Raw genomic sequence first — 23,271 nt, forward strand, 5'->3', positions numbered from 1 at the left:
GATCACCCGGAGCCGCCGCCGGTCAGCGAGGGGTAGGCGTGGGCGAGGTGGTCGGCCACGGCCCTGGCCGCCCCCTGCCCGTCGCTCGCGCCCACCAGCTCGTAGATGCGCCGATGGTCGGCCATCAGCACGTCGGTGCGGCCCGCCGACCGCACCGCCGCCACCGAGTAGGTGTAGATCGTCTGCCGCAGCGCGCGCATGGTCGCGGCCAGCAGCCGGTTGCCCGACAGCAGCGCCACCCCGAGGTGGAAGGTCACGTCGTGGTCGACGAACTCCTCGAAGGACGTGGCCGCCTCCATGGAGTCGAGCGCCGCCCGCATGACCTCCATGGCCTCGGGCGCGTCGACGTGCTGCACCGCCCACTGCTCGATCATCAGCCGGGTGTCGATCACCTCGGGCAGCGCCAGCGAGGCGGTGCCGAGGTGCAGCCTCAGCAGGTCGGCCAGCGCGCTCTCGGGCCTGGAGATGAGCACGGCGCCGGCGTCGGGCCCCCGGCCGGCCTGCGAGGTGACCACGCCGAGCGTCTCGAGCACCCGCAGGGCCTCGCGCACCGAGGAACGGCCCACCTGGAGCTGCTCGGCCAGCTGCCGCTCGCCCGGCAGCCGGTCGCCGACGGTGAGGCCGTCGTCGGCGATGCGCCGCTCGATCTGGGCGATGACATCCTCGAACGTCCTTGGCTTCCTCATATGGTCAGACCATACTATGGTCTGACCATACCCAGAAGGGAGTGCCGTGCGAGTCGCCCTGTTCATCACGTGTGTCAACGACACACTCTTCCCCGACACGGGGAAGGCGGTGGTGTCGCTGCTGCGCCGCCTCGGCTGTGACGTCGACTTCCCGCAGGCCCAGACCTGCTGCGGGCAGATGCACGTCAACACCGGCTACCGCGCTGAGGGGGTACGGCTGGCCCGGCACTTCGCCGAGGTGTTCGACGGCTACGACGCCGTCGTCGCGCCCTCGGGCTCGTGCGCGGCGATGGTGCGCGAGCAGTACCCGAGGCTCGGGGTGCAGGCGCCGCCGGTCCACGACCTGTCTGAGTTCCTGGTGGACGTGCTGGAGGTGGAGGACGTCGGCGCGTACTTCCCGCACCGGGTGACCTACCACCCCACGTGCCACTCGCTGCGAGGGCTGCACCTCGGTGACCGGCCCACCAGGCTGCTCCGCCACGTGCGCGGCCTCGAGCTGGTCCCGCTCGAGGGGGCGGACGAGTGCTGCGGCTTCGGCGGCACGTTCGCGATCAAGAACCCGGCGATCTCGGCGGCGATGTGCTCCGACAAGGTCCGCAACGTCCTCGACACGGGCGCCGAGGTGCTCTGCGCCGCCGACAACTCGTGCCTCATGCACATCGGCGGCACGCTGCGCCGCCAGAAGACGGGAGTGCGCGTCATGCACCTGGCCGAGATCCTGGACGCCAGATGAGCGTGTTCATCGGCATGCCGGGCGACTTCCCCGCCAACTCCGCCAAGGCGGTGCAGAACTCACAGCTGCGCTTCAACCTCCGCAAGGCCACCCACACGATCCGCGGCAAGCGGGCCACCGTGGTCGGCGAGCTGCCCGACTGGGCGGAGCTGCGCGCGGCGGGCAAGGCGATCAAGGACCACACCCTGCGCCACCTCGACCGCTACCTCGTCCAGCTGGAGGAGGCGGTCCAGCGGGCGGGCGGCCAGGTGCACTGGGCGCGCGACGCGGCCGAGGCCAACCGCATCGTCACCGACCTGGTCAGGCAGACGGGCGAGACCGAGGTCGTCAAGGTCAAGTCGATGGCCACTCAAGAGATCGGTCTCAACGAGCACCTGGCCGAGCACGGCATCACCGCCTACGAGACCGACCTGGCCGAGCTGATCGTCCAGCTCGGCGACGACTTCCCCAGCCACATCCTGGTGCCCGCCATCCACCGCAACCGCTCGGAGATCCGCGAGATCTTCCTGGCGAAGATGGGCGACGCGCCCGCGGACCTCACCGACGAGCCCGCCGCGCTGGCCGAGGCGGCCCGGCTGCACCTGCGCGAACGCTTCCTGCGCAGCAAGGTCGCCATCTCCGGGGCCAACTTCATGATCGCCGAGACCGGCACCTGCGTGGTCCTGGAGTCCGAGGGCAACGGCCGGATGTGCCTGACGCTGCCCGAGACGCTGATCAGCGTGGTCGGCATCGAGAAGCTGCTGCCCACCTGGCGCGACCTCGAGGTCTTCCTCCAGTTGCTGCCGCGCAGTTCCACCGGCGAGCGGATGAACCCCTACACCTCCACCTGGACGGGCTCCACCGAGGGCCAGACCTTCCACCTGGTGCTGCTCGACAACGGCCGCACCAACGTCCTGGCCGACGAGGTGGGCCGCCAGGCGCTGCGCTGCATCCGCTGCTCGGCCTGCCTCAACGTCTGCCCCGTCTACGAGCGCGCCGGGGGCCACGCCTACGGCTCGGTCTATCCAGGGCCGATCGGCGCGATCCTCACCCCGCAGCTGCGCGGCCTCGGCTCCGACCTCGACGCCTCCCTGCCCTACGCCTCGACGCTGTGCGGGGCCTGCTTCGAGGTCTGCCCCGTGGCGATCGACATCCCCGAGGTGCTGGTCGACCTGCGCGCCAAGGTGGCCCACCCGCGCGCCGAGCGCGCGGGCATGCGGGTGGCGGGGTGGGTCCTGGCCAAGGAGGTACGGCTGGCCAAGGCCCAACGCCTGGCCTCGCGCTTCCGCAAGCTGGTGCCCAAACGCCTGCCGGGGCCGCTGTCGGCCTGGACCGACACCCGAGACCTGCCCGACATCCCCAAGGAGTCCTTCAGAGAGTGGTGGGCCCGTAATGAGCGAGCGTAGTGAGCGATCAGGTCAGCACAGCCGCAACGCGCTCATGATGCCGACGGAGTCGGCGTCATGAGCGCGCGTAAGGAGATCCTCGACAAGGTCAGGAAGGCGGTCGAGGGGGCTCCCGAGGTGGAGATCCCCCGCGACTACCGCACCACGATCCCGCACGACGACCTGGTCGCCCACTTCGCCGAACGCGTCGACGACTACCGGGCGATCGTCCATGTGCTTCCCTCGGCGGAGGTGCCCGCCCTGGTCGCCAAGGTGACCGAGGGCAGGCGCATGATCGTGCCCGAGGGAGTGACCCTCGCCGTCGCGCAGGTCGTGCCCGAGGACGAGCTGCTGACGGCCGACGGTGTGCTCACCGGCTGCGCCGTCGCCATCGCCGAGACCGGCACGATCGTCCTCGACGCGGGCCCCGACCAGGGCCGCAGGGCGCTGACGCTGGTGCCCGACTACCACCTGTGCGTGGTGCGCGCCGACCAGATCGTCTCGGGCGTTCCCGAGGCGGTGGCCAGGCTCGACCCGTCGCGGCCGCTGACCTGGATCAGCGGCCCGTCGGCGACCAGCGACATCGAACTCAACCGGGTGGAGGGCGTGCACGGCCCCCGCACCCTCGAGGTGATCGTCAGTACCTGATCACCGCCGAGACCTCCTTCACCTCGGGGGAGAACCACAACTCGGCGTCGGTCATCGCGGCCGCCCTGACGAGCGCGGAGTCCGCGCGGTCCTGGACCGGCGCCTCCACCCCCCACCTGCGCAGCTCGTCGGCGTCGGTCGACAGCTGGGTGCCGCCCACGCCGGTCCACACCGGTTCGGGCAGCTCACCGGGCAGGAGCACGGCGTGCACCCTGCCCTCCCTGAGGGCGCGGGCCACCTGCTCGATGCCGACGGGTCCCTCCGCCTCACGGTGCCTGTCGAGAAGTTCGGTCCTGCGGCGTTCGATCCAGGCGTCCAGCGTGATCTCGGCGTCGCTCTCGAAGCGGCCGTGGTCGGCGCGGCTGCCGTGCTCGACCATCATCACCCTGTCGGACGCCTTGGTGCCCAGGTGGTCGCAGAGCAGCGAGCGCGACTTCGGCTCGCCCGCCACCACGACCAGCTCGGCCCCGATCCTGCGCACCTGCTCGTCGATCTCCTTGGCCACCGCCTGGGCGTTGCGCTCCCAGGCCTCGTCCACCGCCCTCTCGTATCGCTTCTGCGACCAGCCGCCCTGCGCGGTCTTCTGCAGGGGCCACGGCTCCGCCACGACGGTGGTCCTGCGCGGCGAGCCGCCGCCGAACACCGTCACCTCCGCTCCGGCGTGGTCCACGATGACGCGCAGGTGCGGCACGTTCTCGCCGCGCAGCATCAGCAGCGGGGTCACGTGCGGCAGCGGCGACCAGCGCGCCAGCTCCTGCTGGGGCGGCTCGGCCAGTTTCTCGGCCAGCACCACCTCACCGCCCGCCGCGAACAGGGCCTGCCCTGGGGCGGCGTCGGTCGCGACCTCCTCCAGCGCGTCGAGCGTGTTCTGGTCCGCCTCCTCCATGCCGTCCCTCAGCGAGCGCCAGCGCCGCTGCCGGTCGTCGGTGTTCAGGCCCGAGAGATAGACCGAGGCGTAAGGGCCATGCCGCTCGTACATCGGACGGACGAAGTCGAGCCTCACCTCACCACCTCTTTCGCTCGATGCCCAGTCCGAGTTCCTTCGCCACCTCGGCGATGTTGGCGAACCTGGTGCCGTCCGGCAGGCCGTCCACGGCCTCCAGCACGAAGTCGGGCGCCGAGGCCCGCTCGGCGTGCGCCCGCAGCGTCCCCCTGTCGGCGGGGTAGTCCGCGTCGCTCAGCCACTTGGCCAACTCGCTGCGCTTGTCCACGCCCTCGGCGGAGATGCCCTCTGGCGTGCCTGGCTCGTGCCCAGGCGTGTAGCCCTGTGCCGGCTGATCCTCCTGCTGCCGCCACTCCTCGACATGAGTGGATTCCACGCCGTCCTGTTTCTGGTGGTCGTCCAGCCTTGGTCCATGCTTGTCGCTCTCGCGGTTCATGGTGTTATTCACCCCTTTCGAGCTGCCCGAATATCCGCCCCTACCCGCGCGCTCCCCGGCAAACATCGGGGGTTGTAAGGTTTGCGCACTGCTTGGAGCACTGAGGGGAACTGTGAGCGTTTTCGACCCTCGGCCGCGGATCACGACCGACCGGTTGGTCCTGCGGCCCTTCCTGCCCGGCGACGCGGACGCGATCCGCGCGGCCGTGCGAGCGGGCCACCGGTTCCTGCCGCCGGGTGCTCCCGGCCACGTCGCCGCCGTCGCCGACTGGCTGTCGGCAGGGGTGCACGAGCTCCAGCGGTCCGGCTTCGGCCTCCACCTGGCTATGGTGGACGACCAGGAGCGCGTGGTCGGCGCCATCAGCCTGTTCAGGACGCAGTGGGGCGCCGGCGTCACCGAGGTCGGGTACGGCGTGCACCCCCTCCACAGGGGCCGCGGCTTCGCGACCGAGGCACTGCGGGGCCTTTCGGAATGGGTGTTCGCCACCACCACGCTGCACCGGATCGAGCTGCGTACCGCCCTCACCAACAGCGCCTCGATCAGGGTCGCGGAGAAGGCGGGCTACGCCTACGAGGGCGTGCTGCGCGCGGCGGAGCCGGCCGACGACGGCCCGCAGGACCTGGTCGTCTTCGGGCTGCTGCGCGGTTCCACGGGCGCTCCGAACGCGTTCGTCCACGAGGAGCTGGTCACCCCACGCCTGGTGCTGCGCCGCTTCTCCGCCGCCGACGTGCCCGACCTGACCGCCACCGCGGCCGACGACCTCACCCAGCTGCGCACGGGCCTGCCGCGCGACTACACCGAGGCGCACGGCCGTGCCTACGCGCTGTCGATCTGCGAGCAGCACCGCCTCAACGGCGGCGGCATCGCGTGGGCGGTCGCCGAGAAGGAGACGGGCCGCTTCGTGGCCAGCGTCGACCTCAAGGGCACCGAGTGGGGACACCGCGCGACCGAGGTGGGGTACATGACCGCGCCGTGGGCGCGCGGCAAGGGGTACGCGGGGGAGGCGGTGCTGGCGATCGCCAGGTGGCTGTTCGCCAGGCACGGCTTCCAGCGGCTCCAGCTGCGCGCCGCGGTCTCCAACCTCGCCTCGCAGCGGGTGGCGGAGAAGGCGGGCTTCGTCAGGGAGGGCGTGGCGCGCAATGGGGCGGGCGGGGAGGACCTGGTGGTCTTCAGCCTCATCCCCTCGGACCTTCCGTGACGGACGCCGGCCCCGCGCGCCCGAGGAGCGTGTCCCTGGACTGACGCCTGCCCGCGCCGAGGATGGCGCGGGGGCGGGCTTGCCGTACACACTGGGTCAAGAGGACGGTGAGTCGGATGATCACGGTGATCGGGTGGGACGGGGCGCCGCTGTCGACCAAGGCGAGCGAGTGTCTGCGGGAGGCCGCGCTCGTCGCGGGACCGGAACGGATCCTCAGGCATCTCGACCTGCCCGAGCAGAGCGGCGGCGACCTCCTCGCCACCCTCGACGAGCACCTCGAACAGGGCGAGGGGCCGGCGGTCGTGCTCGCCGAGGGCGACCCGGGCTTCTTCGGCGTCGTGCGGGAGCTGCGCGGGCACGGGCTCAAGCCGACGGTGATCCCGGCCAGCTCCCTCATCACCCGCGCCTTCGCCCGGGCGGGCCTGAACTGGGAGGACGCCCTCGTCGTCGCGGCCGAAGGCCCTGGCCAGCTCAACAGGGTCGTCAACGCCTGCCGCGCCCACCACAAGGTCGCGGTCCTCGTCACCCCCGGCGTCGGCCCCGCCGAGATCGCCAGGGAGCTCGCGCCCACCACCCCTCGCGCGCTCATCGTCTGCGAAGACCTCGGCGGGCCGGACGAGCGCGTCACCCACAGCCGCATGGGCGAGGCCACCACCAGGCCGTGGAAGGACCCCGACGTGGTGCTGGTCGTCGACCCGCTCCACCGGGCGGGCGAGAGCACCTGGGTGGCCGGAGCGCGTCCAGGACCCGACGAGTGGGCCGTCGAGGGCGACCTGCCGCCCGAGGTCAGCGCGTACGTGCTGGCCAAGCTCGGTCCCCGCCTCGGCGACCTGGTCTGGGACGTCGGCGCGGGCTCGGGCGGCATCGCGGTCGAATGCGCCAGGCACGGCGCGGCCGTCGTGGCCGTCGAACGCGACGACGAATCCTGCGCCAGGCTGCGCGCCAACGTCCTGCGCCACGGCGTCAAGGTCGCGCTCACCAGAGGCCAGGCCCCTCCCGCGCTCGAACCGCTCCCCGACCCCGACGCGGTCTTCGTCGGCGGCGGCGGTGCCGACGTGATCGTCGCCTGCGCCGACCGCCTCCCTCTCCGGCTGGTCTGCACGCTCAAGACCGTCGAACAGGTGCCCTCCGTGCTGGAGCGGCTGAAGCAGCACGGCTACCGCGCCGAGGGCACCCAGATCCAGGCATCACGCCTGGTCGTGCAGCCCGACGGGACACACTCCCTGACGGCCGCGGACCCCGTGTTCGTCGTGCATGCACGCAGAGTGATCTGGGCATGAGCTCTGCGAATCGGATATCCTCGCGTGTCTTGTCTAAATACCCCCAGGTCACAGGCGTGGAGATCCCCTTCATGAAGCCGCCGCTGCTGCTCATCGGGCAGGGCTCGCACGACGACACAGGTGCCGCCGAGTTCGGAAGGTTCGTCCACAGGTTGCGTTGCCGCCTGGAGGAGAGCGCAGCCGAGGTCTCGGGCGGCTACCTGGCCAAAGCCAAACCCCGTCTCAGCGAGTCCGTCGCCTCCCTGGTCGCCAGGGGTCACCACCGTCTGGTGGCCCTGCCGCTCAGCCTCAGCCGCATGGGGGAGGAGTTCCCCGCCGCCATGGCGCTGGAGCAGGAACGGCACCCCACGTTGATGTACGACTACGGCCGCCCCCTCGGCCCCGACCCCCGCGTGCTGGCGCTGCTGGCCGAACGGCTGGCCGAGGCCGCCGCGGACACGCCCAAGCTGCGTCCGATCGAGGAGGTCATGCCGCGGCTGCGCGTGGTGCCCTCGGTGCCCTTCGAGGAGCCGGCGCAGCACATCGAGGCTGGCGAGACGGCGGTCGTGCTGGTCGGCGAGGGCTCGACCGACCCCGCCGCCAACGCCGAGGTGCACCGGGTCTCGCGGCTGTTCTGGGAGACCCACGCCTACGACTTCATGACGGTGGAGACCGCGTTCGTCTCCGTCACCCCGCCGGGCGTGCCCGGCGGCCTCGAGCGCTGCAGGCGCCTCGGCGCCCGGCGTGTGATCGTCGTGCCGTACCTGCTGTTCGCGGGCGGCATGCTCGAGCGGGTCTGGGCGCAGGCCCTGGCCTACGGCGCCGGACACCCCGACCTCGACATCCGCTGCGCCGAGGTGATCGGCGACTGCGAGGTGCTGGCCGACGTCGTGATCGACCGCTACGAGGAAGCGCTGCAGCTGGCCGAAGGGGTCTCCGCATGACGTTGCAGGACACGCTGGCCCGCATCGGTGCCGCCGTGCCGTCCGCCATGGCGGAGGCGCGGGCGCACCAGGGCCGCCTCACCAAGCCGCCGGGCTCGCTCGGCGCCCTGGAGGAGGTCGCCGTGCGCCTCGCCGGCGCGGCGGGTGTGCACCCGCCGCCCATGCCCGAGCCGGCCGCGCTGGCCATCTTCGCCGGCGACCACGGCGTCCACGCCCAGGGCGTCTCGCCGTGGCCGCAGGAGGTCACGCTCCAGATGGTCGCCAACTTCCTGGCGGGCGGGGCCGTGGCCAACGCCTTCGCGGCCCAGGTGGGCGCGTCGGTCACCGTCGTAGACGTGGGGGTCGCCGGCGACCTGCCCGCCGCCGAGGGGCTGCTCTCCCGCAAGATCGCGTACGGCACGGCGGACCTGTCCCAGGGGCCCGCGATGACCGTCGCCCAGGCGGTCGCCGCCCTGGAGGTCGGCATCGAGGTGGCGTCCTCGCTGATCGCCTCGGGCGCCCGCTGCCTGATCACCGGCGACATGGGAATCGCGAACACCACGGCGTCGGCGGCCCTGATCTGCGCCTTCACGGGCCGGGACGCGGCCGAGGTGACGGGCAGGGGCACCGGCATCGACGACGCCACTCACGCCCACAAGGTCGCCATCGTCCGCCGGTCCCTGGAAACCAACGGCCTCTCGGCTGCGGGTCTTTCCGCGGATTCTTCGGTGCCCGACGCCGGTGTGGCCGCGGACGCCGCCCCGTTCTCCCCTGAAGAACCCCGGCCCGCGCCTGCGGAGAGCGGCCAGGAGACCCAGGGGAGCGCCACACGGGCGCCCCTGGAGGTTCTCGCCGCCTTGGGCGGTTTCGAGCACGCCGCCATCGCCGGTTTCATCCTCGGCGCCGCCGCCGCCAGAGTCCCCGTCATCCTCGACGGCGTGATCGCCGGCTCCGCCGCCCTCGCCGCCGCCGCCCTCGCGCCCGCCGCGATCGACCACTGCGTCGCCGGACACCGCTCCGCCGAGCCAGGTCACGCGGCCGCCCTCGACCACCTCGGCCTGCGCCCGCTCGTGGACCTGGAGCTCCGCCTCGGCGAAGGCACGGGAGGCCTGCTGGCGCATCCACTGGTCTGCGCCGCCGTACGGGTGATGCACGACGTGGCCACCTTTGACTCCGCCGGTGTCACGGAGAAGCAGTCGTAGTCACGCAGACCCGGTAGGTTTGCCTCCTAACCCACCAAGTTCGCGAACGGGAGATCCGCCGTCATGAGCCCCTACCTTCTCGGCCTGCGCCTCTCGGGTCGCCGGGTGCTCGTCGTGGGCGGTGGACGGGTCGCCCAGCGACGCGTTCCCGCGCTGCTGGAAGCGGGCGCCGAGATCACCATCGTGTCGACGAGCGTCACCCCCGCCCTCGACGACCTCATCGCCGCGGGACGCGTCACCTGGGAGGCCAGGCCGTACCAGGTGGGCGACTGTGACGGCGCCTGGCTCGTGCAGGCCTGCACCAGCGACAGGGCGGTCAACACCGCCATCGCGGCCGAGGCCGAGGCCAAGCGGATCTGGTGCGTACGCGCCGACGACAAGGACGCCTCCGCCGCCTGGACACCCGCCAGCGGCAAGGTCGACGAGATCGGCATCGCCGTCACCGCGGGCGGCGACCCGCGCAGGGCCGCGGGCATCAGGGACGCCGTGGTCAGCGCGCTGCGCGACGGCACCGTCGACGCCCGCCGCAACCGCACCAAGCCGGTCGGCGTGGCGCTGGTCGGCGGTGGTCCCGGCGATCCGGGGTTGATCACGGTGCGCGGGCGTCAGCTGCTCGCCCAGGCCGACGTGGTGGTGGCCGACCGGCTCGCCCCGCGCGCCCTGCTGGACGAGCTCGCCCCCGACGTCGAGCTGGTCGACGCGGCCAAGGTGCCGTACGGCAGGTCGCTGTCCCAGGAGAAGATCAACGAGCTGCTGATCTCGCACGCCCGCGCGGGCAAGTTCGTCGTCAGGCTGAAGGGCGGCGACCCGTACGTCTTCGGCAGGGGCGGCGAGGAGATGCTCGCCTGCGCCCGCGCCGGCATCCCGGTCATCGTGGTCCCCGGCATCACCAGCGCCGTCGCGGTCCCCGCCGCCGCAGGGGTGCCCGTGACGCATCGCGGTGTCAGCCAGGAGTTCCATGTGATCTCGGTGCACGTCGCGCCCGACCATCCCCAGTCGACCGTCGACTGGCCGGGGCTGGCCCGTTCCTCGGGCACGCTGGTGCTCATGATGGCCGTCGAGCGCATCGGCGCGATAGCGGAAAGGCTCATCCGCGACGGACGTTCGCCGGAAACTCCCGTAATGGTGGTACAGGACGGTACTCTTCCGACCCAGCGGGCCGTCACGGCCTCGCTGTCCACCGTGGCCGACCGAGTGGTCGCCGCCGGGATACGACCGCCGGCGATCGTCATCGTCGGCGACGTCGTGCGGGTGGGCCAGGAGGTCGAGATGGTTCGAGCGGAGCGCGTGCCGTGAGATCGGCTGGTGACGCCCCCGAGTCGGTGGGGGAGCAGACCCTCAACTTTCGCGCGATCAGGGACGACGACGGTCCCGATCGCGTCACTGACGAGCCCGAGACGGTACGGCGGGCCGACCCTTCCGACGACTCGGACGCCGAGCCCTCGGGCGACTTCTTCGCGTTCGCCCGTCCGGCCGCGCACGACCTTCCCCGGACGGGGGACACGGAGGACGGCCCCGACACCCTCGACCCCTTCGACTCCGACCCTGAGCCCGCCTTCGAGACCCTGGCGCCGGTCTCCGACGACTCCACGCCCTTCGGACGGGCCGAGCCCGCGGTCGACAACTTCGCGCCCTTCCGTGACTCCACGCCGGCCCGTGACAGCTTCACGCCGTACCGGGCGGCGGAGCCGGCGTCCGGCACGTTCACGCCGTTCCGCAGCTCGATGGTCGGCACACATCCGGAATCCGAGGAGGGCCGGGGCGACCTGGAGACCGAGACCGCCTCCGACGCCACCACGGACTCTCCGGAGACCGAGGCCGACAGCGGCACCCCGGGTCCTGTGGAGGCCGACTCCTCCGAGGCTGTCGCGGATGTCGCGGAGACCGAGGCCGACGCGTCGGAGGGCCCGGCAGGCCAGTCTGCGGCCGATCTCGCCGACACCGCGGAGACCGACACCGCGGAGACCGACGTCGCGGAGACCAACGACTGGGATACCTGCGTCTCAGAGAGCGACGCGGAGACAGAGGGCGCGGCCTTCGATGTCCTGGAGGCCGACACCCCAAGGGCCGAGGGCTCGGAGCCCGAGGGTCTTGAGTCCGAGGGCGTGGTGTCCGGGGGCGCGGAGTCCGAAGGTCTCGAGTCTGTGGACCTGGAGGGCGAAGGTTCAGGCGGTAAGGAGGCGGGTGACGACTCCGGCGACGCCGTTTCCGATGAGCCGGTGCCCCCCGTACCCCGGCAGGTCGTCGAGGAAGACCTGCCCGACGCGGCCGCGGAGGCGCTCACCGCCGCCCTGGACGCCCTCAGGGACGCCGTGGCCGACCTGAGGTTCGGGCTCGACCTGCCGGGAGCCGAGGAGGCCAGGCAGGCGCAGGAGGAGATCCTCACGCAGCTGCGCGACTACGTGCTGCCCAGGGTCCGCGTGAGCGCCGCCCCCGCGCTGATCGTCATCGCCGGGTCCACGGGCGCGGGCAAGTCCACGCTCGTCAACACCCTCGCCGAGAAGAACGTCAGCCGCACGGGCGTGCGCCGTCCCACCACGGGCATCCCCGTGCTCGCCTGCCACCCCGACGACCGGGCCTGGTTTTCGGAGGGCGGCCTGCTCGGCGGGCTCGAGCGGATCGACCGGCAGAGCAGGGAGGCCGCGCCCGACAGCCTGGTCCTCGTCACCACCGAACGGCTCCCGCAGGGCGTCGCGCTGCTCGACACCCCCGACATCGACTCCGTCGTCGAGGAGCACCACGAGATCGCGCGCCGCATGCTCGACGCCGCCGACCTGTGGGTGTTCGTCACGACCGCCAGCCGCTACGCCGACGCCCCCGCGTGGAACCTGCTCAGGCTGGCCAAGGAGCGCGCCGCCAGGATCGCGATCGTGCTGTCCCGGGTGCAGCCCAAGACCAGGGACGTCGTGGTCAAGCACTTCGTCAGGATGCTCACGGAGTACGGCCTCGGCGAGGCCGAGCGCTTCGTCATCGAGGAGTCGGCCGTCACCGACGGCAGGCTACCCGACGGCGAGATGACCGAGCTGCGGATGTGGCTGGCCGAGCTGTCGGTGGACGAGGAGCGGCGCGCGCAGGCCGTACAGGAGACCTTGAACGGCGTGCTCAACAGCTTCCGCACCCGGGTGCCCTCGCTGGCCAGGTACCTCGAGGGGCAGGTGGCCTTCCGCGGAGAGCTGCGCATGGACGTCGACGCGGCCTATTCGGGCGCGATGGCGCACATCGAGAGCGCCGTGCGCGAGGGAACGCTGCTGCGCGGCGAGGTCCGCGCCCGATGGCAGGACTTCGCGGGCTCGGGCGACCTCACCCGCAGCTTCCAACTGCGCAGGAAGGGCAGGCAGGTGCCGCCCGAGCGGATCACCGCCTTCCGCGCCGCGCTGCGCACCGCCCTGGAGTCGCTGATCACCTCGGCCGCGCACCAGGCCGCCGACGAGGTCGCCGCCAGGTGGCGGCGCCGCTCGGAGCTGGCCGCCGGACTCGACCGGCCCTCCGACGACCTGGCCCGCCGTACGGGCAGGGCCGTCGCCGCCTGGCAGGAGCACGTCACCGAGCTGCTCCGCGTCGAGGGGGTGACCAAGCGCTCGCTGTCGAAGGTGGTGTCGCTCGACGCCGAGTCGCTGTCGCTGCTGTTCATGGTGGGCCTGTTCAGCGCGGACGAGCTGCCCCACAAGCTGCTCAAGGGCCTGCTGGGCGCGGAGGCGCTGCGCAGCATCAGCGCCAAGGTGCTCAGCGACCTGCGCGCCAGGATCGTCATGCTGTTCGACGAGGAGGCCATGCGCTACGTCAGGGCGCTCGACGCCGCGGGCATCCCCGACGAAGTCGCCGCGACCCGCCTCTACCAGGCCACGTACAACCTCGAGGTCGCTCGATGAGCATCTATCCCGTGACCAAGCCCGGCCTCGGGGCCAGGCTCGCCGCGCTCTCCAAGGTCGCGGAGCTCGGCCAGGGACGGCTGGACGCCAAACTGCTCGATGACGCTTCCCAGCTGCTGACCCGTGCGGGCGAGCGGCTCAAGCTGTCGTCCGACCACACGGTCGTCGCGCTGGCGGGCGGCACGGGCAGCGGCAAGTCGTCGCTGTTCAACGCCATCTCAGGTCTCGAGCTGTCGCCGACGGGCGTGCGCCGTCCGACCACCGCCCGCACCCACGCCTGCGTCTGGGGGCTGGAGGGCGCCGGGCCCCTGCTCGACTGGCTGCAGATCCAGTGGCGCCACCGCTTCGCCAGGGCCAGCGCGCTGGACAAGGGCGAGAGCCAGCTGCACGGCCTGGTCCTGCTCGACCTGCCCGACCACGACTCCATCAGGGCGCTGACCGACCCCGAGGCCGACCGGCTCATCGGCTTGGCCGACATGGTGGTCTGGGTGCTCGATCCGCAGAAGTACGCCGACGCCTCCACACACCGCCGCTACGTCACCGAGCTGGCCGGGCACGAAGCGGTCACCGTCTTCGCGCTCAACCAGTCCGACAAGCTGTCCACGGAGGAGGTCGCCGAGCTCGTCATCGACCTCAACGACCTGCTGCGCCGCGAGGGCGTGTCCCAGCCGTCCGTGGTGCCGACCTCGGCCGTCACCGGACGCGGCATCGACAGCCTCAAGGGCGTCGTCGCCGACGCCGTCTCCAAGCGCAGGGCCGCCATCCAGCGGCTGGACGCCGATGTCGACCGCATCGAGCGCCGCCTCGGCCAGGCCATGCCCGTGGGCGCCGCACTGTCCGCGCCCTCCTCGGTCGACGCGGCGCGCAAGGTCGGCCTGACCGACGCCCTGTGCGACGCGGTCGGCGTCCCGGCCGTCGGCGAGGCCATGGAGAGCATCTACGCCTCGCGCTCGGCCTCCTGGATCTCCTGGCCCTTCGCCCGTCTGGGCTCGGCCCTGCGCGGCGACCCGCTCAAGAGCCTCCGCCTGGGGGATCTGCGCGAGGAGATCAGGTCGCTGGCCGACGTCGCCGTCACCACGCAGGCCTCCGAGGTCGACAACGCCGTGCAGGCGCTCAGCGACGGTCTCACGGTCGGCATGAACGAGGTCTGGCGGTCGTCGGTGCACCACGCGGCCCGCTCGCGCGCGGCACAGCTGCCCCAGGCGCTGTCCGACGAGCTCTCGGAGGTGGCGCCCCAGCTGGACAGGGTGCCGCTGTGGTGGCGTCTGCTGAAGGGGTGGCAGTACCTGCTGGTCCTGGCCTTCGTCGCGGGCATCGCGTGGATCGGGTTCGCGCTCGCCTTCGGCGTCTTCGAGGTGGGCAGGCTGCCCGACTCTCTCGCCCTGTTCGGGGACGCGGCGACGGTGCCGTGGGTCGGCCTCATGACCGCCTCCGTGCTCGGTCTCGGCGCGCTGTCGGCGGTGGCCTCGCGCAACTTCGTCGCGCTCGGGGCGGCGTCGGAGCGCGACAGGCTGGAGCGTGAGATGCGCAGGCGGGTGGCGGCCGTGGCGGAGAGCATGGTGGTGGAGCCGGTGGAGCGGGAGCTGACTCGCCACCACGAGTTCTACACGGCGATGAAGGCCCTGTCGGGCTGAGCATTTCCGGTATGTGCTCGGCGTTGTGGAGCTGTCGTCGTCGACCGCCTCGCGCCGGGCGGTCGTCCACAGGTTCGCGGCGCCCCTTGGCCGTCGTCCCCAGAACGCGGTTCGGCACCTCTTCCCGGCACCCCCGCACGACACCGTTTCCCCATGCAGCGGGCACCCGGCCCGCCACATGGGAGGCACGATGAACGACATCTACATCACGCTCACCGGCAACGTCGCAGCCCCACCCCGCCAGCACACCTTCACCGACGGGTCGCGGGTCACCTCGCTCAGGGTGGCCACCAGGCATCGCTTCTTCGACAAGAAGACCCAGGAGTGGTCCGACGGCGAGACCGTCTTCTTCGCGGTCCGCTGCTGGCGCACGCTGGGCGACAACGTGGCCCAGTCCTTCCAGGTCGGACATCCCGTGGTCGTCTGCGGGAAGCTCCGGATCAGGGAGTTCGGGCCCGATGGCGACCGCCGCTTCATGCCGGAGGTGGAGGCCAGCTCGATCGGCCACGACCTGCGCTGGGGGGTGGGCGCCTTCTCCAAGCCCGAGCGGTCGGGCGGCATCGGCACCCTGAGCAGGGAGACCCGCGAGAGCCTCGACGAGTCGACCCAGGACTGGGCGATGTCGGGCTCCACCAACGTCCACCCGCTCACGGCCCGTCAGGCGCCGTCTGACGCTGGTGAGGCCGACCCGGCTCTCGCGGAAGAGGTCGCTGTCACGTCGGCGCGTTGGTCCTCGGTCTCTTCGTCCGGAGACCTCGCTGGACGCCCCGCCGAATTCGCCGCCGAGGCCGCTACCGAGGCCGCTACCGAGGCCGCCACCGAGGCCGCCACCAAGGCCGGTACCGAAGCTGCTACCGCGGTCGCCGCCGAGGCCGGCGGCGGAGCGCCTGGGGCAGACGTCGCGGAGGGGGCGGCGCTCACCGGCTCCGTGGGGGCGAGCGACGCCACCTCGGCGGACGCTCCCGAAGCGGGGGACGACGACCGTGATGAGGGCGGTCGCGGTGATGGGGGCCGTGGTGAGGGACACCCCGGTGGCGTGGGGCGGGTGCGCGTCCTGACCAGCGATGACGCGTCGCGCGTGATCGGTCGCACTCGCCGCGCCAAGGCCGCCTGAGGCGATGCGCAAGGTGTCGGGCTCGCGGCTTCTCGAACGCGGGCCTGGCACCATGCCATCGAGCAGAGAGAGTGGTGTTCGCCGGTGACGCCCGAACCGCTTGGAGGAACGGTCAGCGGGGCTCAAGAGCGCAGGTTGGGGTTATCGGACGAGGTGGAGGGGGCATCGGCCGCATGCGGTGACGTCGCGGGCGTGGGGCCCCGACTGCCGGGAGGGGCCGGCCGATGGCGTTCCGTGTCAGATGGCTAGAGCATCTGTCAGGTCCAGGTGACGCCCCGCACCATGGCTGCTCCTTTCCCGCACGGGCCGCTCGCGGAGTGAGCGGTACTCCATTTCCGGGCCACCAGACGCAGATGGCCATGCTGCCAAAGGTATCGGTTCCCGTCGCGCAACGCACACTCCGCAACTATTGTGTTACACATCGTTAGTCAGGGAGGAGACGAGATGGCGGCGACCAGTCACACCTCGATCAGACCTCGTGACGGTGTGTCCACACGTGCCGGCCGGTGGCCGTTGCTGGCGCAACGCCGGCCCCTCGTTGCCTACCTGAGCGGGATCGTGACGCTCGATCTCGTGGCGATCGGGTTCTTTGCGACATCCGCTCCCTATCGCTGGGCCGATGTCCTGATGTTCGCCGCGCTGATGGCCTGTGGCGCGGTGTGCATCGAGGCGACGCGACGCCTCGGCATGCCCGCGGGCGTCTCCCGTGACCTGTTGTCGGCCTGGTGGCTGCCTGTCGCGCTGCTGCTGCCCCCGATCTACGCGCTCATGGCCCCGATCCTGCTGCAGTTGCTGCTCCAGCTCCGCGTCAGGCCCACGGTGCTCTATCGCAGGGTGTTCAGCGCGGCGGCCATAGGGCTCGCGGGCGCCACGGCCTCGGTGGTCTTCCACACGCTGGTGCCCGACGTCTCCGTGCTGGCCAGGGGCGTGGGTCCGCCGATCATGCTGGCGGTGGGGTGCGCGGCGCTGTTCGCCGTGCTCAACACCGCGCTGATCGTGATCGCCGCGCACACCGCCGACCCCGACACCCGCTGGCGCGACGTGCTGTGGGACAGGGAGAGCGCGATCCTCGACATCGTCGAGCTGTGCCTCGGGGTGTTCGTGGCGATCGCGTGCGGGCTCAACATGGCGCTGCTCGTGCTCGCGCTCCCGCCCGTCGTCCTGCTGCAGCGCAGCCTGCTGCACGCCCAGTTGCAGGCGGCGGCCCGCACCGATCCCAAGACCGGCCTGCTGAACGCCGCGGCGTGGCAGCGCGAGGCCGACACCGAGATCGTCAGGGCCAGGCGCACCGGCGAGACACTGGCGCTGCTGATCATCGACATCGACCACTTCAAACGGGTCAACGACTCCTACGGCCACCTGGTCGGCGACCAGGTGCTGATCAGCGTGGCCGCGACGTTGCGCTGCCAGCTGCGCGACTACGACGTGGTCGGCAGGTTCGGCGGCGAGGAGTTCGTCGTCCTGCTGCCCCGCGCCGACATCTCCGAGGCCCGCAGGGTCGCCGAACGCCTGCGCACCCGCATCGGCCGCATGGCCGTACCGGCCGACGACGCCCTGATCACCGTGACCGTCTCGGCAGGCGTAGCGATCATGAGCATTCACGGCGACGACCTCATCGAGCTGCTGGCCGCGGCCGACCTCGCGCTCTACCGGGCGAAGGAGCTCGGGCGCGACCGCATCTGCGTTCCGGCCGTGCAGGCCGTACCATCGCCTTCTCCGGAGAGCCCCGACGACGCCCCCGCCTGAGCACGACCGGTCCAGCCTCACGCTGGCAGCCCTTAAGCTAGCTACCATGCCGGAGTACATCTACACGCTGCAGCGCGTGCGCAAGGCGCACGGCGACAAGGTTGTCCTTGACGACGTCACCCTGTCGTTCCTGCCCGGAGCCAAGATCGGTGTCCTGGGCCCGAACGGCACCGGTAAGTCGACGCTGCTCCGGATGATGGCCGGCCTGGAGCAGCCGTCCAACGGCGAGGCCAAGCTGATGCCGGGGTTCACCGTCGGCATGCTCCAGCAGGAGCCCCCGCTCAACGAGGCGAAGACGGTCCTCGGCAACGTGCAGGAAGGCGTCGCCGAGACCATGGCGATGCTCCACCGCTACAACGAGATCGCCGAGCAGATGGCCACCGACTACAGCGACGAACTGCTGGAGGAGATGGGCAAGCTGCAGGACCAGCTCGAGCACCGCAACGCGTGGGACCTCGACTCCCAGCTCGAGCAGGCGATGGACGCCCTGCGCTGCCCGCCGCCGGACGCCGACGTCACCACCCTCTCCGGTGGTGAGCGCCGCCGCGTGGCGCTGTGCAAGCTGCTGCTGGAGGCCCCTGACCTGCTGCTCCTCGACGAGCCCACCAACCACCTCGACGCCGAGAGCGTCCAGTGGCTGGAGTCGCACCTGGAGAAGTACGCGGGCACCGTCCTGGCCGTCACCCACGACCGCTACTTCCTCGACAACGTGGCGGGCTGGATCCTCGAGCTCGACCGCGGCCGCTGCTACGCCTACGAGGGCAACTACTCCACCTACCTCGAGGCCAAGTCGCAGCGTCTCAAGGTCGAGGGCCAGAAGGACGTCAAGCGCAAGAAGCGCCTCGAGGACGAGCTCGAGTGGGTGCGTTCGAACCCCAAGGCCCGCCAGACCAAGAGCAAGGCCCGTCTCCAGCGCTACGAGGAGATGGCCGCGGAGGCCGACAAGCACCGCAAGCTCGACTTCGAGGAGATCCAGATCCCGCCGGGCCCGCGCCTGGGCACCACGGTGATCAGGGCCGAGCAGCTCACCAAGGGCTTCGGCGACCGGCTCCTCATGGAGAACCTGACCTTCGACCTGCCCCGCAACGGCATCGTCGGCGTCATCGGCCCCAACGGCGTCGGCAAGACCACGCTGTTCCGCATGATCACCAGCAGCGAGACGCCCGACGACGGCGCGATCACGGTCGGCGACACGGTCAAGATCTCCTACGCCGACCAGAGCCGTGGCGGCATCGAGCCGAACAAGAACGTCTGGGAGGTCGTCTCCGACGGGCTCGACCACATCAAGGTCGGCAACGTCGAGATGCCGTCCCGCGCGTACATCGCCGCGTTCGGCTTCAAGGGTCCCGACCAGCAGAAGAAGGCGGGCGTCCTGTCGGGCGGCGAGCGCAACAGGCTCAACCTGGCGCTCACCCTCAAGCAGGGCGGCAACGTCCTCCTGCTCGACGAGCCCACCAACGACCTCGACACCGAGACCCTCTCCAGCCTCGAGAACGCGCTGCTCGACTTCCCCGGCTGCGCCGTGATCACCTCGCACGACCGGTGGTTCCTCGACCGCATCGCCACGCACATCCTGGCGTGGGAAGAGGGCTCCAACTGGTTCTGGTTCGAGGGCAACTTCGCCGACTACGAGAAGAACAAGATCGAGCGGCTCGGCGCCGACGCGGCTCGCCCGCACCGCGTCACCTACCGCCAGCTCCGCCGCGACTGACCCCGCGGGGTTCACCGCCAACGACGGTCAGAGCCCGCCGAATCCTGGGCGGGCTCTGGCCGTCACGGCTTCGGCTGAGCACGGATCCACCCGCCCTCACTCGGCGCACCTGTGTCCGGTCGGCAGGCGCCCGTCGTCGCTTCCGTTGCGCGCCCACTTTGCCATCGGGAGGCGATCGGTGTCGCTTCCGTTGCGCGCAGGCCTGCACGCCCACTTTGCCATTGGCAGGCGATCGGTGTCGCTTCCGTTGCGCGCAGGCCTGCACGCCGACCTTCCCGTACGGCGAAGCCACCCGAGCCCACCCGCCGTCGTCAGCTGTCCTCTGTCCAGGGGGACGCTCCTCGGGCGTGCGGGCGGGCCGCCGATACGCGGTGGAAGTGTTGCAACGGTGCCAAGACCGCAAAAGAGATCGTCCCTAGCATGGTGGGCATGGCACGCAAGTCCTCCGGCGCGTGGGAGTGGAGCCGCACGGCTCAGACGCGCAAGAGCATGCTGCAGGCGGCTCGCGAGGTGTTCGGCGAACACGGTTTCGCCGAGGCGAACGTCGCCGACGTGGTCACCCGCGCGGGGTCGAGCGTGGGCAGCCTCTACCACCACTTCGGCGGCAAGGCCGAGCTGTTCATGGCGCTGTGGGAGGACCACCAGGTCGCCCAGGAGCAGGCGTCGGCCTCCAGCGTCGCCAGGGCCAGGCAGGAGGGCGTGGACGATCCGGTCGAACTGCTCATCACCGGGTCGCGCGCGTATCTGACGGGGGCATGGGATCGGCGCGACCTGGTCAGGCTGTTCATGGACGGTGACGGGCCGCCGGGGTTCGAGCTGCTGCGCCGTACGAGGGGGAGGCAGTGGCTCCGGCAGAACGCGGCGCTGCTGGGAGCGGGAGCCGACCCGATCGACCGGCTGACGGTCGCGGTGCTGACCTCGGTGATCGGCGAGGCGGCACGAGAGGTGGCCACCAGCGACACCGAGGCAGCGGCCCGCGAAGTGATCGAGGCCGCGGTGATACTGATCAGACGCCTCGACCCAGTCTCCCGCCGCCCCCGCCCCGACCCCGCCCGCTGACCGGGCTTCGGACTTCGGGCTCTCTGGCGACGGCCTGGCTCCCGAAGGACGCGCGGCTGGGTGCGTCGGACGGTCTGGTGGCGGCCTGTGTGTCGCCCTGGTCTCATTGGCTTGGCTTGGGCGTTGGCTTGGCTGGAGCCGTCGGGCGGTTGATGGCGGCCTGCGTGTCATCTGGGGTGGCGACGTCTGGGCAACGGAAGCGCGGCCTGCTGGGATAGCCGGGTTGGCGGGGTCCTGGTGTCGGGTGATGCCTTGGGTGCGGATACGGTGTGGGCGTGGTTGAACGATCCCTCGCAAGCGCCAGCAAGCACGTCTTCCCCCGTACGGTCCGGTTCGCCGACATCGACTCCCAGGGGCATGTGAACAACGTCCGCTTCCTCGACTACCTCGAGGACGCGCGGTTCGGGATGCTGCACATCGACCTTCACAAGGAGGGCGAGGCGACGTTCAAGGGCCTGGTGGTGGCCCGTCACGAGATCGACTACCTTCGCCCGCTCTCCTTCCGCGCCGACCCGGTGCTGGTGGAGACGTGGGTGACCGAGATCAGGCCGGTACGGTTCACGCTCGACTACGAGATCAGGGACGACGACGAGGTGTTCGTCAGGGCGCGCTCGGTGATCGTCGCGTACGACGTGGAGAAGGCCGCCCCGCGCCGCCTGTCGCAGAACGAACTGACCTACCTCCGCCGCTTCGCCTGACCCCGGCCCCCTGCAGCACGCGAAATTCCGCACAAATCCGGCCGCGCCGGGCACCTCTTACACGTACAACCAGGCGGCCGTGTCCGGCGGCAGGGAGTCACCGGTGATCGGTGCGCTCGACAGGAGCAGGTGGTCGTACGGCGGAAGCCGTACCGGATCAGGGCCGCAGTTGATCACGCAGGTCAGCGGCCCGCGGGTGAAGAAAAGTGCACCCTCGGGGGAATCCATCCACTCCAAGTGGTAAGGGATCGATCGCACCAGGTCACGACGGCAGGCGAGGGCTCGGCGGTAGAACTCGAGCATCGAGTCGCTGTCCCCGCTCTGCGCCTCGACGCTCAGCGCGGCGAACGTTCCCGGCTGGGGAAGCCACGGGTCCACCCCGTCGGGGGAGAAGCCGAACGGCGGGGCGTCGCCGGACCAGGGGAGCGGCACGCGGCAGCCGTCCCGCCCCGGAAGCGTGCCCTTCGACTGGAAGAAGATGGGGTCCTGACGGGCCTCGGGTGGAATGTCCTTCACCTCGGGGAGGCCCAGTTCCTCCCCCTGGTAGAGGTAGGCCGATCCGGGGAGCGCGAGCATGACGAGCAGCGCGGCCTTGGCCCTGGCGAGGCCGGTGCCGGGGTCGGCGGTGTCGTAGCGGGTGCGGTGCCGTACGACGTCGTGGTTGGACAGCACCCAGGTCGCGAACGGGACGGTGCCCAGGGTGTCGTCGATGACCTTCTTGAACGCGGTCGGCGACCACGGGGCCTGCAGCCACGCGAAGTTGAAGCTCTGGTGCAGCTCGTCGGGCCTGACGTAGAGGGCGAGGTCGGCCGCGCTGTCGGTCCAGACCTCGCCGACGGCCATGCGCTCGCCCGGGTACGACTCCAGCAGCTTGCGCCACTCCCTGTAGACCTCGTGCACCTCGGGCCGGCCCCAGATGGGGGAGACCGACATGAAGGACTGGTCGGCGACGTCGGGCAGGCCCTCCGCCTTGTACAGGCCCATCGCCACGTCGATGCGGAAGCCGTCGACGCCGCGGTCCAGCCAGAACCGCAGCACGTCGAGGAACTCCTCGTGCACCTCGCGGTTGCGCCAGTTGAAGTCGGGCTGATCGGGTGCGAACAGGTGCAGGTACCACTGCCCGTCGGGCACCTGGGTCCAGGCGGGCCCGCTGAAGGTGGACTGCCAGTTGTTGGGCTCGTCACGGAAGACGTAGCGGTCCCTGCCCTCACCCCGCAGCGCCGCCTGGAACCAGGGGTGCTGCGAGGAGCTGTGGTTGGGCACGATGTCGACCAGCACCTTCATGCCGTACGTGTGGGCGTCGGCCACCAGCGCCTCGAAGTCGGCAAGCGTGCCGAACAGCGGGTCGACGCCGCGGTAGTCGGCCACGTCGTACCCGCCGTCGGCCATGGGGGAAGGATAGAAGGGGGTCAGCCAGATCGCGTCCACACCCAGTTGTGACAGGTACGGCAGGCGCTCCCTGACCCCCACCAGGTCGCCGACGCCGTCTCCCGAAGCGTCGGCGAAGCTGCGGACGTAGATCTCGTAAACGACGGCATCACGCCACCAGGGGATATCCATGGTGCGGATATTGCCCGTTATGCGGGTGAGTTCACCAAGCTGTGGGCGGCCATCACCAGATAGTCCCAGAGCTGCTTCTCCAGCTCGTCGGGCAGCTGAAGGTCCTGGACCGCGTCGTGCATGTGCTTGAGCCACGCGTCACGCTCGGCCTCGCCGATGACGAAGGGCACGTGACGCATGCGCAGCCTGGGGTGGCCGCGCTCCTGGCTGTAGGTCTTGGGCCCGCCCCAGTACTGGACGAGGAAGCCGCGCAGCCGATCCTCGGCTCCCGTGAGGTCCGCCTCGGGGTAGAGCGGCCGCAGCAGCGGGTCCTCGGCGACACCCTCGTAGAAGCGGTGAACGAGCCGGCGGAAGGTCTCCTCGCCGCCGACCGCATCGTAGAAAGAACCCTCAGTCACAGTCATCCATTCTGTATCGTCGCAGGCTCCTCAGCATGCGCATACGGCAAGCCCAATGACGGCCACCGCGGTCACCGCTGACCGCCTGTC

General features: G+C 71.0%; 20 protein-coding genes. 15 read left to right on the forward strand and 5 right to left on the reverse strand.

All coding sequences use genetic code 11. The features are described 5' to 3' along the window. Positions 1-2: 2 nt before the first annotated feature. On the reverse strand, positions 3-686 hold the full coding sequence (locus H4W81_RS02555; RefSeq protein ID WP_192773285.1) for a FadR/GntR family transcriptional regulator: 684 nt from the start codon (positions 684-686) through the stop codon (positions 3-5). Between the two features lie 46 nt (positions 687-732). On the opposite strand from H4W81_RS02555, the gene H4W81_RS02560 reads away from it, so the two are divergent. Genes H4W81_RS02560 through H4W81_RS02570 form a run of 3 tightly spaced genes read left to right on the forward strand, consistent with a single transcriptional unit; the run spans position 733 to position 3,431 of the window. Then, positions 733-1,419, forward strand: a complete 687-nt coding sequence (locus H4W81_RS02560; protein ID WP_192773286.1) for a (Fe-S)-binding protein — start codon at positions 733-735, stop codon at positions 1,417-1,419. Continuing rightward, entirely contained in the window at positions 1,416-2,804 is a 1,389-nt protein-coding gene (locus tag H4W81_RS02565; protein WP_192773287.1) for a lactate utilization protein B, read from the forward strand. The genes H4W81_RS02560 and H4W81_RS02565 overlap by 4 nt, the downstream gene beginning before the upstream one ends. Positions 2,805-2,861: 57 nt before the next feature. Then, a complete protein-coding gene (locus H4W81_RS02570; protein ID WP_192773288.1) occupies positions 2,862-3,431 on the forward strand; it encodes a LutC/YkgG family protein in 570 nt (189 codons plus the stop codon). On the opposite strand, the gene H4W81_RS02575 is transcribed toward H4W81_RS02570, so the two are convergent. After that, entirely contained in the window at positions 3,421-4,434 is a 1,014-nt protein-coding gene (locus H4W81_RS02575; protein ID WP_192773289.1) for a baeRF2 domain-containing protein, read from the reverse strand. The two genes, H4W81_RS02570 and H4W81_RS02575, sit on opposite strands and share 11 nt — an antisense overlap. Before the next feature lies 1 nt (position 4,435). Beyond that, positions 4,436-4,750, reverse strand: a complete 315-nt coding sequence (locus tag H4W81_RS02580) for a DUF2795 domain-containing protein (RefSeq protein ID WP_318781480.1) — start codon at positions 4,748-4,750, stop codon at positions 4,436-4,438. Positions 4,751-4,922: 172 nt separating this feature from the next. Here H4W81_RS02580 and H4W81_RS02585 point away from each other — a divergent pair, with 172 nt between their 5' ends. From H4W81_RS02585 to H4W81_RS02640, 12 genes are all read left to right on the forward strand, one after another. Next, entirely contained in the window at positions 4,923-6,008 is a 1,086-nt protein-coding gene (locus H4W81_RS02585; protein WP_192773291.1) for a GNAT family N-acetyltransferase, read from the forward strand. A gap of 116 nt (positions 6,009-6,124) precedes the next feature. Then, positions 6,125-7,288, forward strand: a complete 1,164-nt coding sequence (gene cbiE, locus H4W81_RS02590; RefSeq protein ID WP_192773292.1) for a precorrin-6y C5,15-methyltransferase (decarboxylating) subunit CbiE — start codon at positions 6,125-6,127, stop codon at positions 7,286-7,288. A 29-nt stretch (positions 7,289-7,317) separates the two neighbouring features. Continuing rightward, positions 7,318-8,211 carry a sirohydrochlorin chelatase gene (locus H4W81_RS02595; protein ID WP_225958427.1) on the forward strand — a complete coding sequence of 298 codons (894 nt, stop codon included), beginning with the start codon at positions 7,318-7,320 and terminating at the stop codon, positions 8,209-8,211. Then, positions 8,208-9,392, forward strand: coding sequence for a nicotinate-nucleotide--dimethylbenzimidazole phosphoribosyltransferase (locus tag H4W81_RS02600; protein WP_192773293.1), 1,185 nt, complete (start codon positions 8,208-8,210; stop codon positions 9,390-9,392). The genes H4W81_RS02595 and H4W81_RS02600 overlap by 4 nt, the downstream gene beginning before the upstream one ends. A gap of 63 nt (positions 9,393-9,455) precedes the next feature. Then, complete coding sequence (cobA, locus tag H4W81_RS02605; RefSeq protein WP_192773294.1) at positions 9,456-10,688, forward strand: uroporphyrinogen-III C-methyltransferase; 1,233 nt, start codon at positions 9,456-9,458, stop codon at positions 10,686-10,688. Further along, positions 10,685-13,261: a GTPase gene (locus H4W81_RS02610; RefSeq protein ID WP_318781481.1), complete on the forward strand. Its 2,577-nt coding sequence runs from the start codon at positions 10,685-10,687 to the stop codon at positions 13,259-13,261. Before cobA ends, H4W81_RS02610 begins: the two co-directional genes overlap by 4 nt. Beyond that, positions 13,258-14,895: a P-loop NTPase family protein gene (locus H4W81_RS02615; RefSeq protein ID WP_192773295.1), complete on the forward strand. Its 1,638-nt coding sequence runs from the start codon at positions 13,258-13,260 to the stop codon at positions 14,893-14,895. Before H4W81_RS02610 ends, H4W81_RS02615 begins: the two co-directional genes overlap by 4 nt. Before the next feature lie 190 nt (positions 14,896-15,085). Further along, positions 15,086-16,009 carry a single-stranded DNA-binding protein gene (locus H4W81_RS02620; protein WP_192773296.1) on the forward strand — a complete coding sequence of 308 codons (924 nt, stop codon included), beginning with the start codon at positions 15,086-15,088 and terminating at the stop codon, positions 16,007-16,009. A 486-nt stretch (positions 16,010-16,495) separates the two neighbouring features. Beyond that, a complete protein-coding gene (locus H4W81_RS02625; RefSeq protein ID WP_318781482.1) occupies positions 16,496-17,755 on the forward strand; it encodes a GGDEF domain-containing protein in 1,260 nt (419 codons plus the stop codon). 46 nt (positions 17,756-17,801) lie between these two features. Further along, positions 17,802-19,466 (forward strand): energy-dependent translational throttle protein EttA, encoded by a 1,665-nt coding sequence (gene ettA, locus H4W81_RS02630; RefSeq protein ID WP_192773298.1) that lies wholly within the window; start codon positions 17,802-17,804, stop codon positions 19,464-19,466. 429 nt (positions 19,467-19,895) lie between these two features. Next, a complete protein-coding gene (locus tag H4W81_RS02635) occupies positions 19,896-20,525 on the forward strand; it encodes a TetR/AcrR family transcriptional regulator (RefSeq protein WP_192773299.1) in 630 nt (209 codons plus the stop codon). A 275-nt stretch (positions 20,526-20,800) separates the two neighbouring features. Further along, positions 20,801-21,223 (forward strand): acyl-CoA thioesterase, encoded by a 423-nt coding sequence (locus H4W81_RS02640; RefSeq protein ID WP_192773300.1) that lies wholly within the window; start codon positions 20,801-20,803, stop codon positions 21,221-21,223. 57 nt (positions 21,224-21,280) lie between these two features. Here the strand turns inward: H4W81_RS02640 and H4W81_RS02645 are convergent, their stop codons facing one another. Both H4W81_RS02645 and H4W81_RS02650 read right to left on the reverse strand, forming a co-directional pair. Then, entirely contained in the window at positions 21,281-22,783 is a 1,503-nt protein-coding gene (locus H4W81_RS02645; RefSeq protein ID WP_192773301.1) for a glycoside hydrolase family 13 protein, read from the reverse strand. A 17-nt stretch (positions 22,784-22,800) separates the two neighbouring features. Next, entirely contained in the window at positions 22,801-23,181 is a 381-nt protein-coding gene (locus H4W81_RS02650) for a globin (RefSeq protein WP_397128712.1), read from the reverse strand. Positions 23,182-23,271: the final 90 nt, after the last annotated feature.

It is taken from the genome of Nonomuraea africana, assembly GCF_014873535.1.
Lineage (GTDB): Bacteria > Actinomycetota > Actinomycetes > Streptosporangiales > Streptosporangiaceae > Nonomuraea > Nonomuraea africana.

Excerpts from the sequence above, each read along its gene's own strand:
- H4W81_RS02555 (WP_192773285.1), bottom strand. The coding sequence starts at position 686 with ATGAGGAAGCCAAGGACGTTCGAGGATGTCATCGCCCAGATCGAGCGG.
- H4W81_RS02565 (WP_192773287.1), top strand. The coding sequence starts at position 1,416 with ATGAGCGTGTTCATCGGCATGCCGGGCGACTTCCCCGCCAACTCCGCC.
- H4W81_RS02570 (WP_192773288.1), top strand. The coding sequence starts at position 2,862 with ATGAGCGCGCGTAAGGAGATCCTCGACAAGGTCAGGAAGGCGGTCGAG.
- cbiE (WP_192773292.1), top strand. The coding sequence starts at position 6,125 with ATGATCACGGTGATCGGGTGGGACGGGGCGCCGCTGTCGACCAAGGCG.
- H4W81_RS02600 (WP_192773293.1), top strand. The coding sequence starts at position 8,208 with ATGACGTTGCAGGACACGCTGGCCCGCATCGGTGCCGCCGTGCCGTCC.
- cobA (WP_192773294.1), top strand. The coding sequence starts at position 9,456 with ATGAGCCCCTACCTTCTCGGCCTGCGCCTCTCGGGTCGCCGGGTGCTC.
- H4W81_RS02615 (WP_192773295.1), top strand. The coding sequence starts at position 13,258 with ATGAGCATCTATCCCGTGACCAAGCCCGGCCTCGGGGCCAGGCTCGCC.
- H4W81_RS02620 (WP_192773296.1), top strand. The coding sequence starts at position 15,086 with ATGAACGACATCTACATCACGCTCACCGGCAACGTCGCAGCCCCACCC.
- ettA (WP_192773298.1), top strand. The coding sequence starts at position 17,802 with ATGCCGGAGTACATCTACACGCTGCAGCGCGTGCGCAAGGCGCACGGC.
- H4W81_RS02635 (WP_192773299.1), top strand. The coding sequence starts at position 19,896 with ATGGCACGCAAGTCCTCCGGCGCGTGGGAGTGGAGCCGCACGGCTCAG.
- H4W81_RS02645 (WP_192773301.1), bottom strand. The coding sequence starts at position 22,783 with ATGGATATCCCCTGGTGGCGTGATGCCGTCGTTTACGAGATCTACGTC.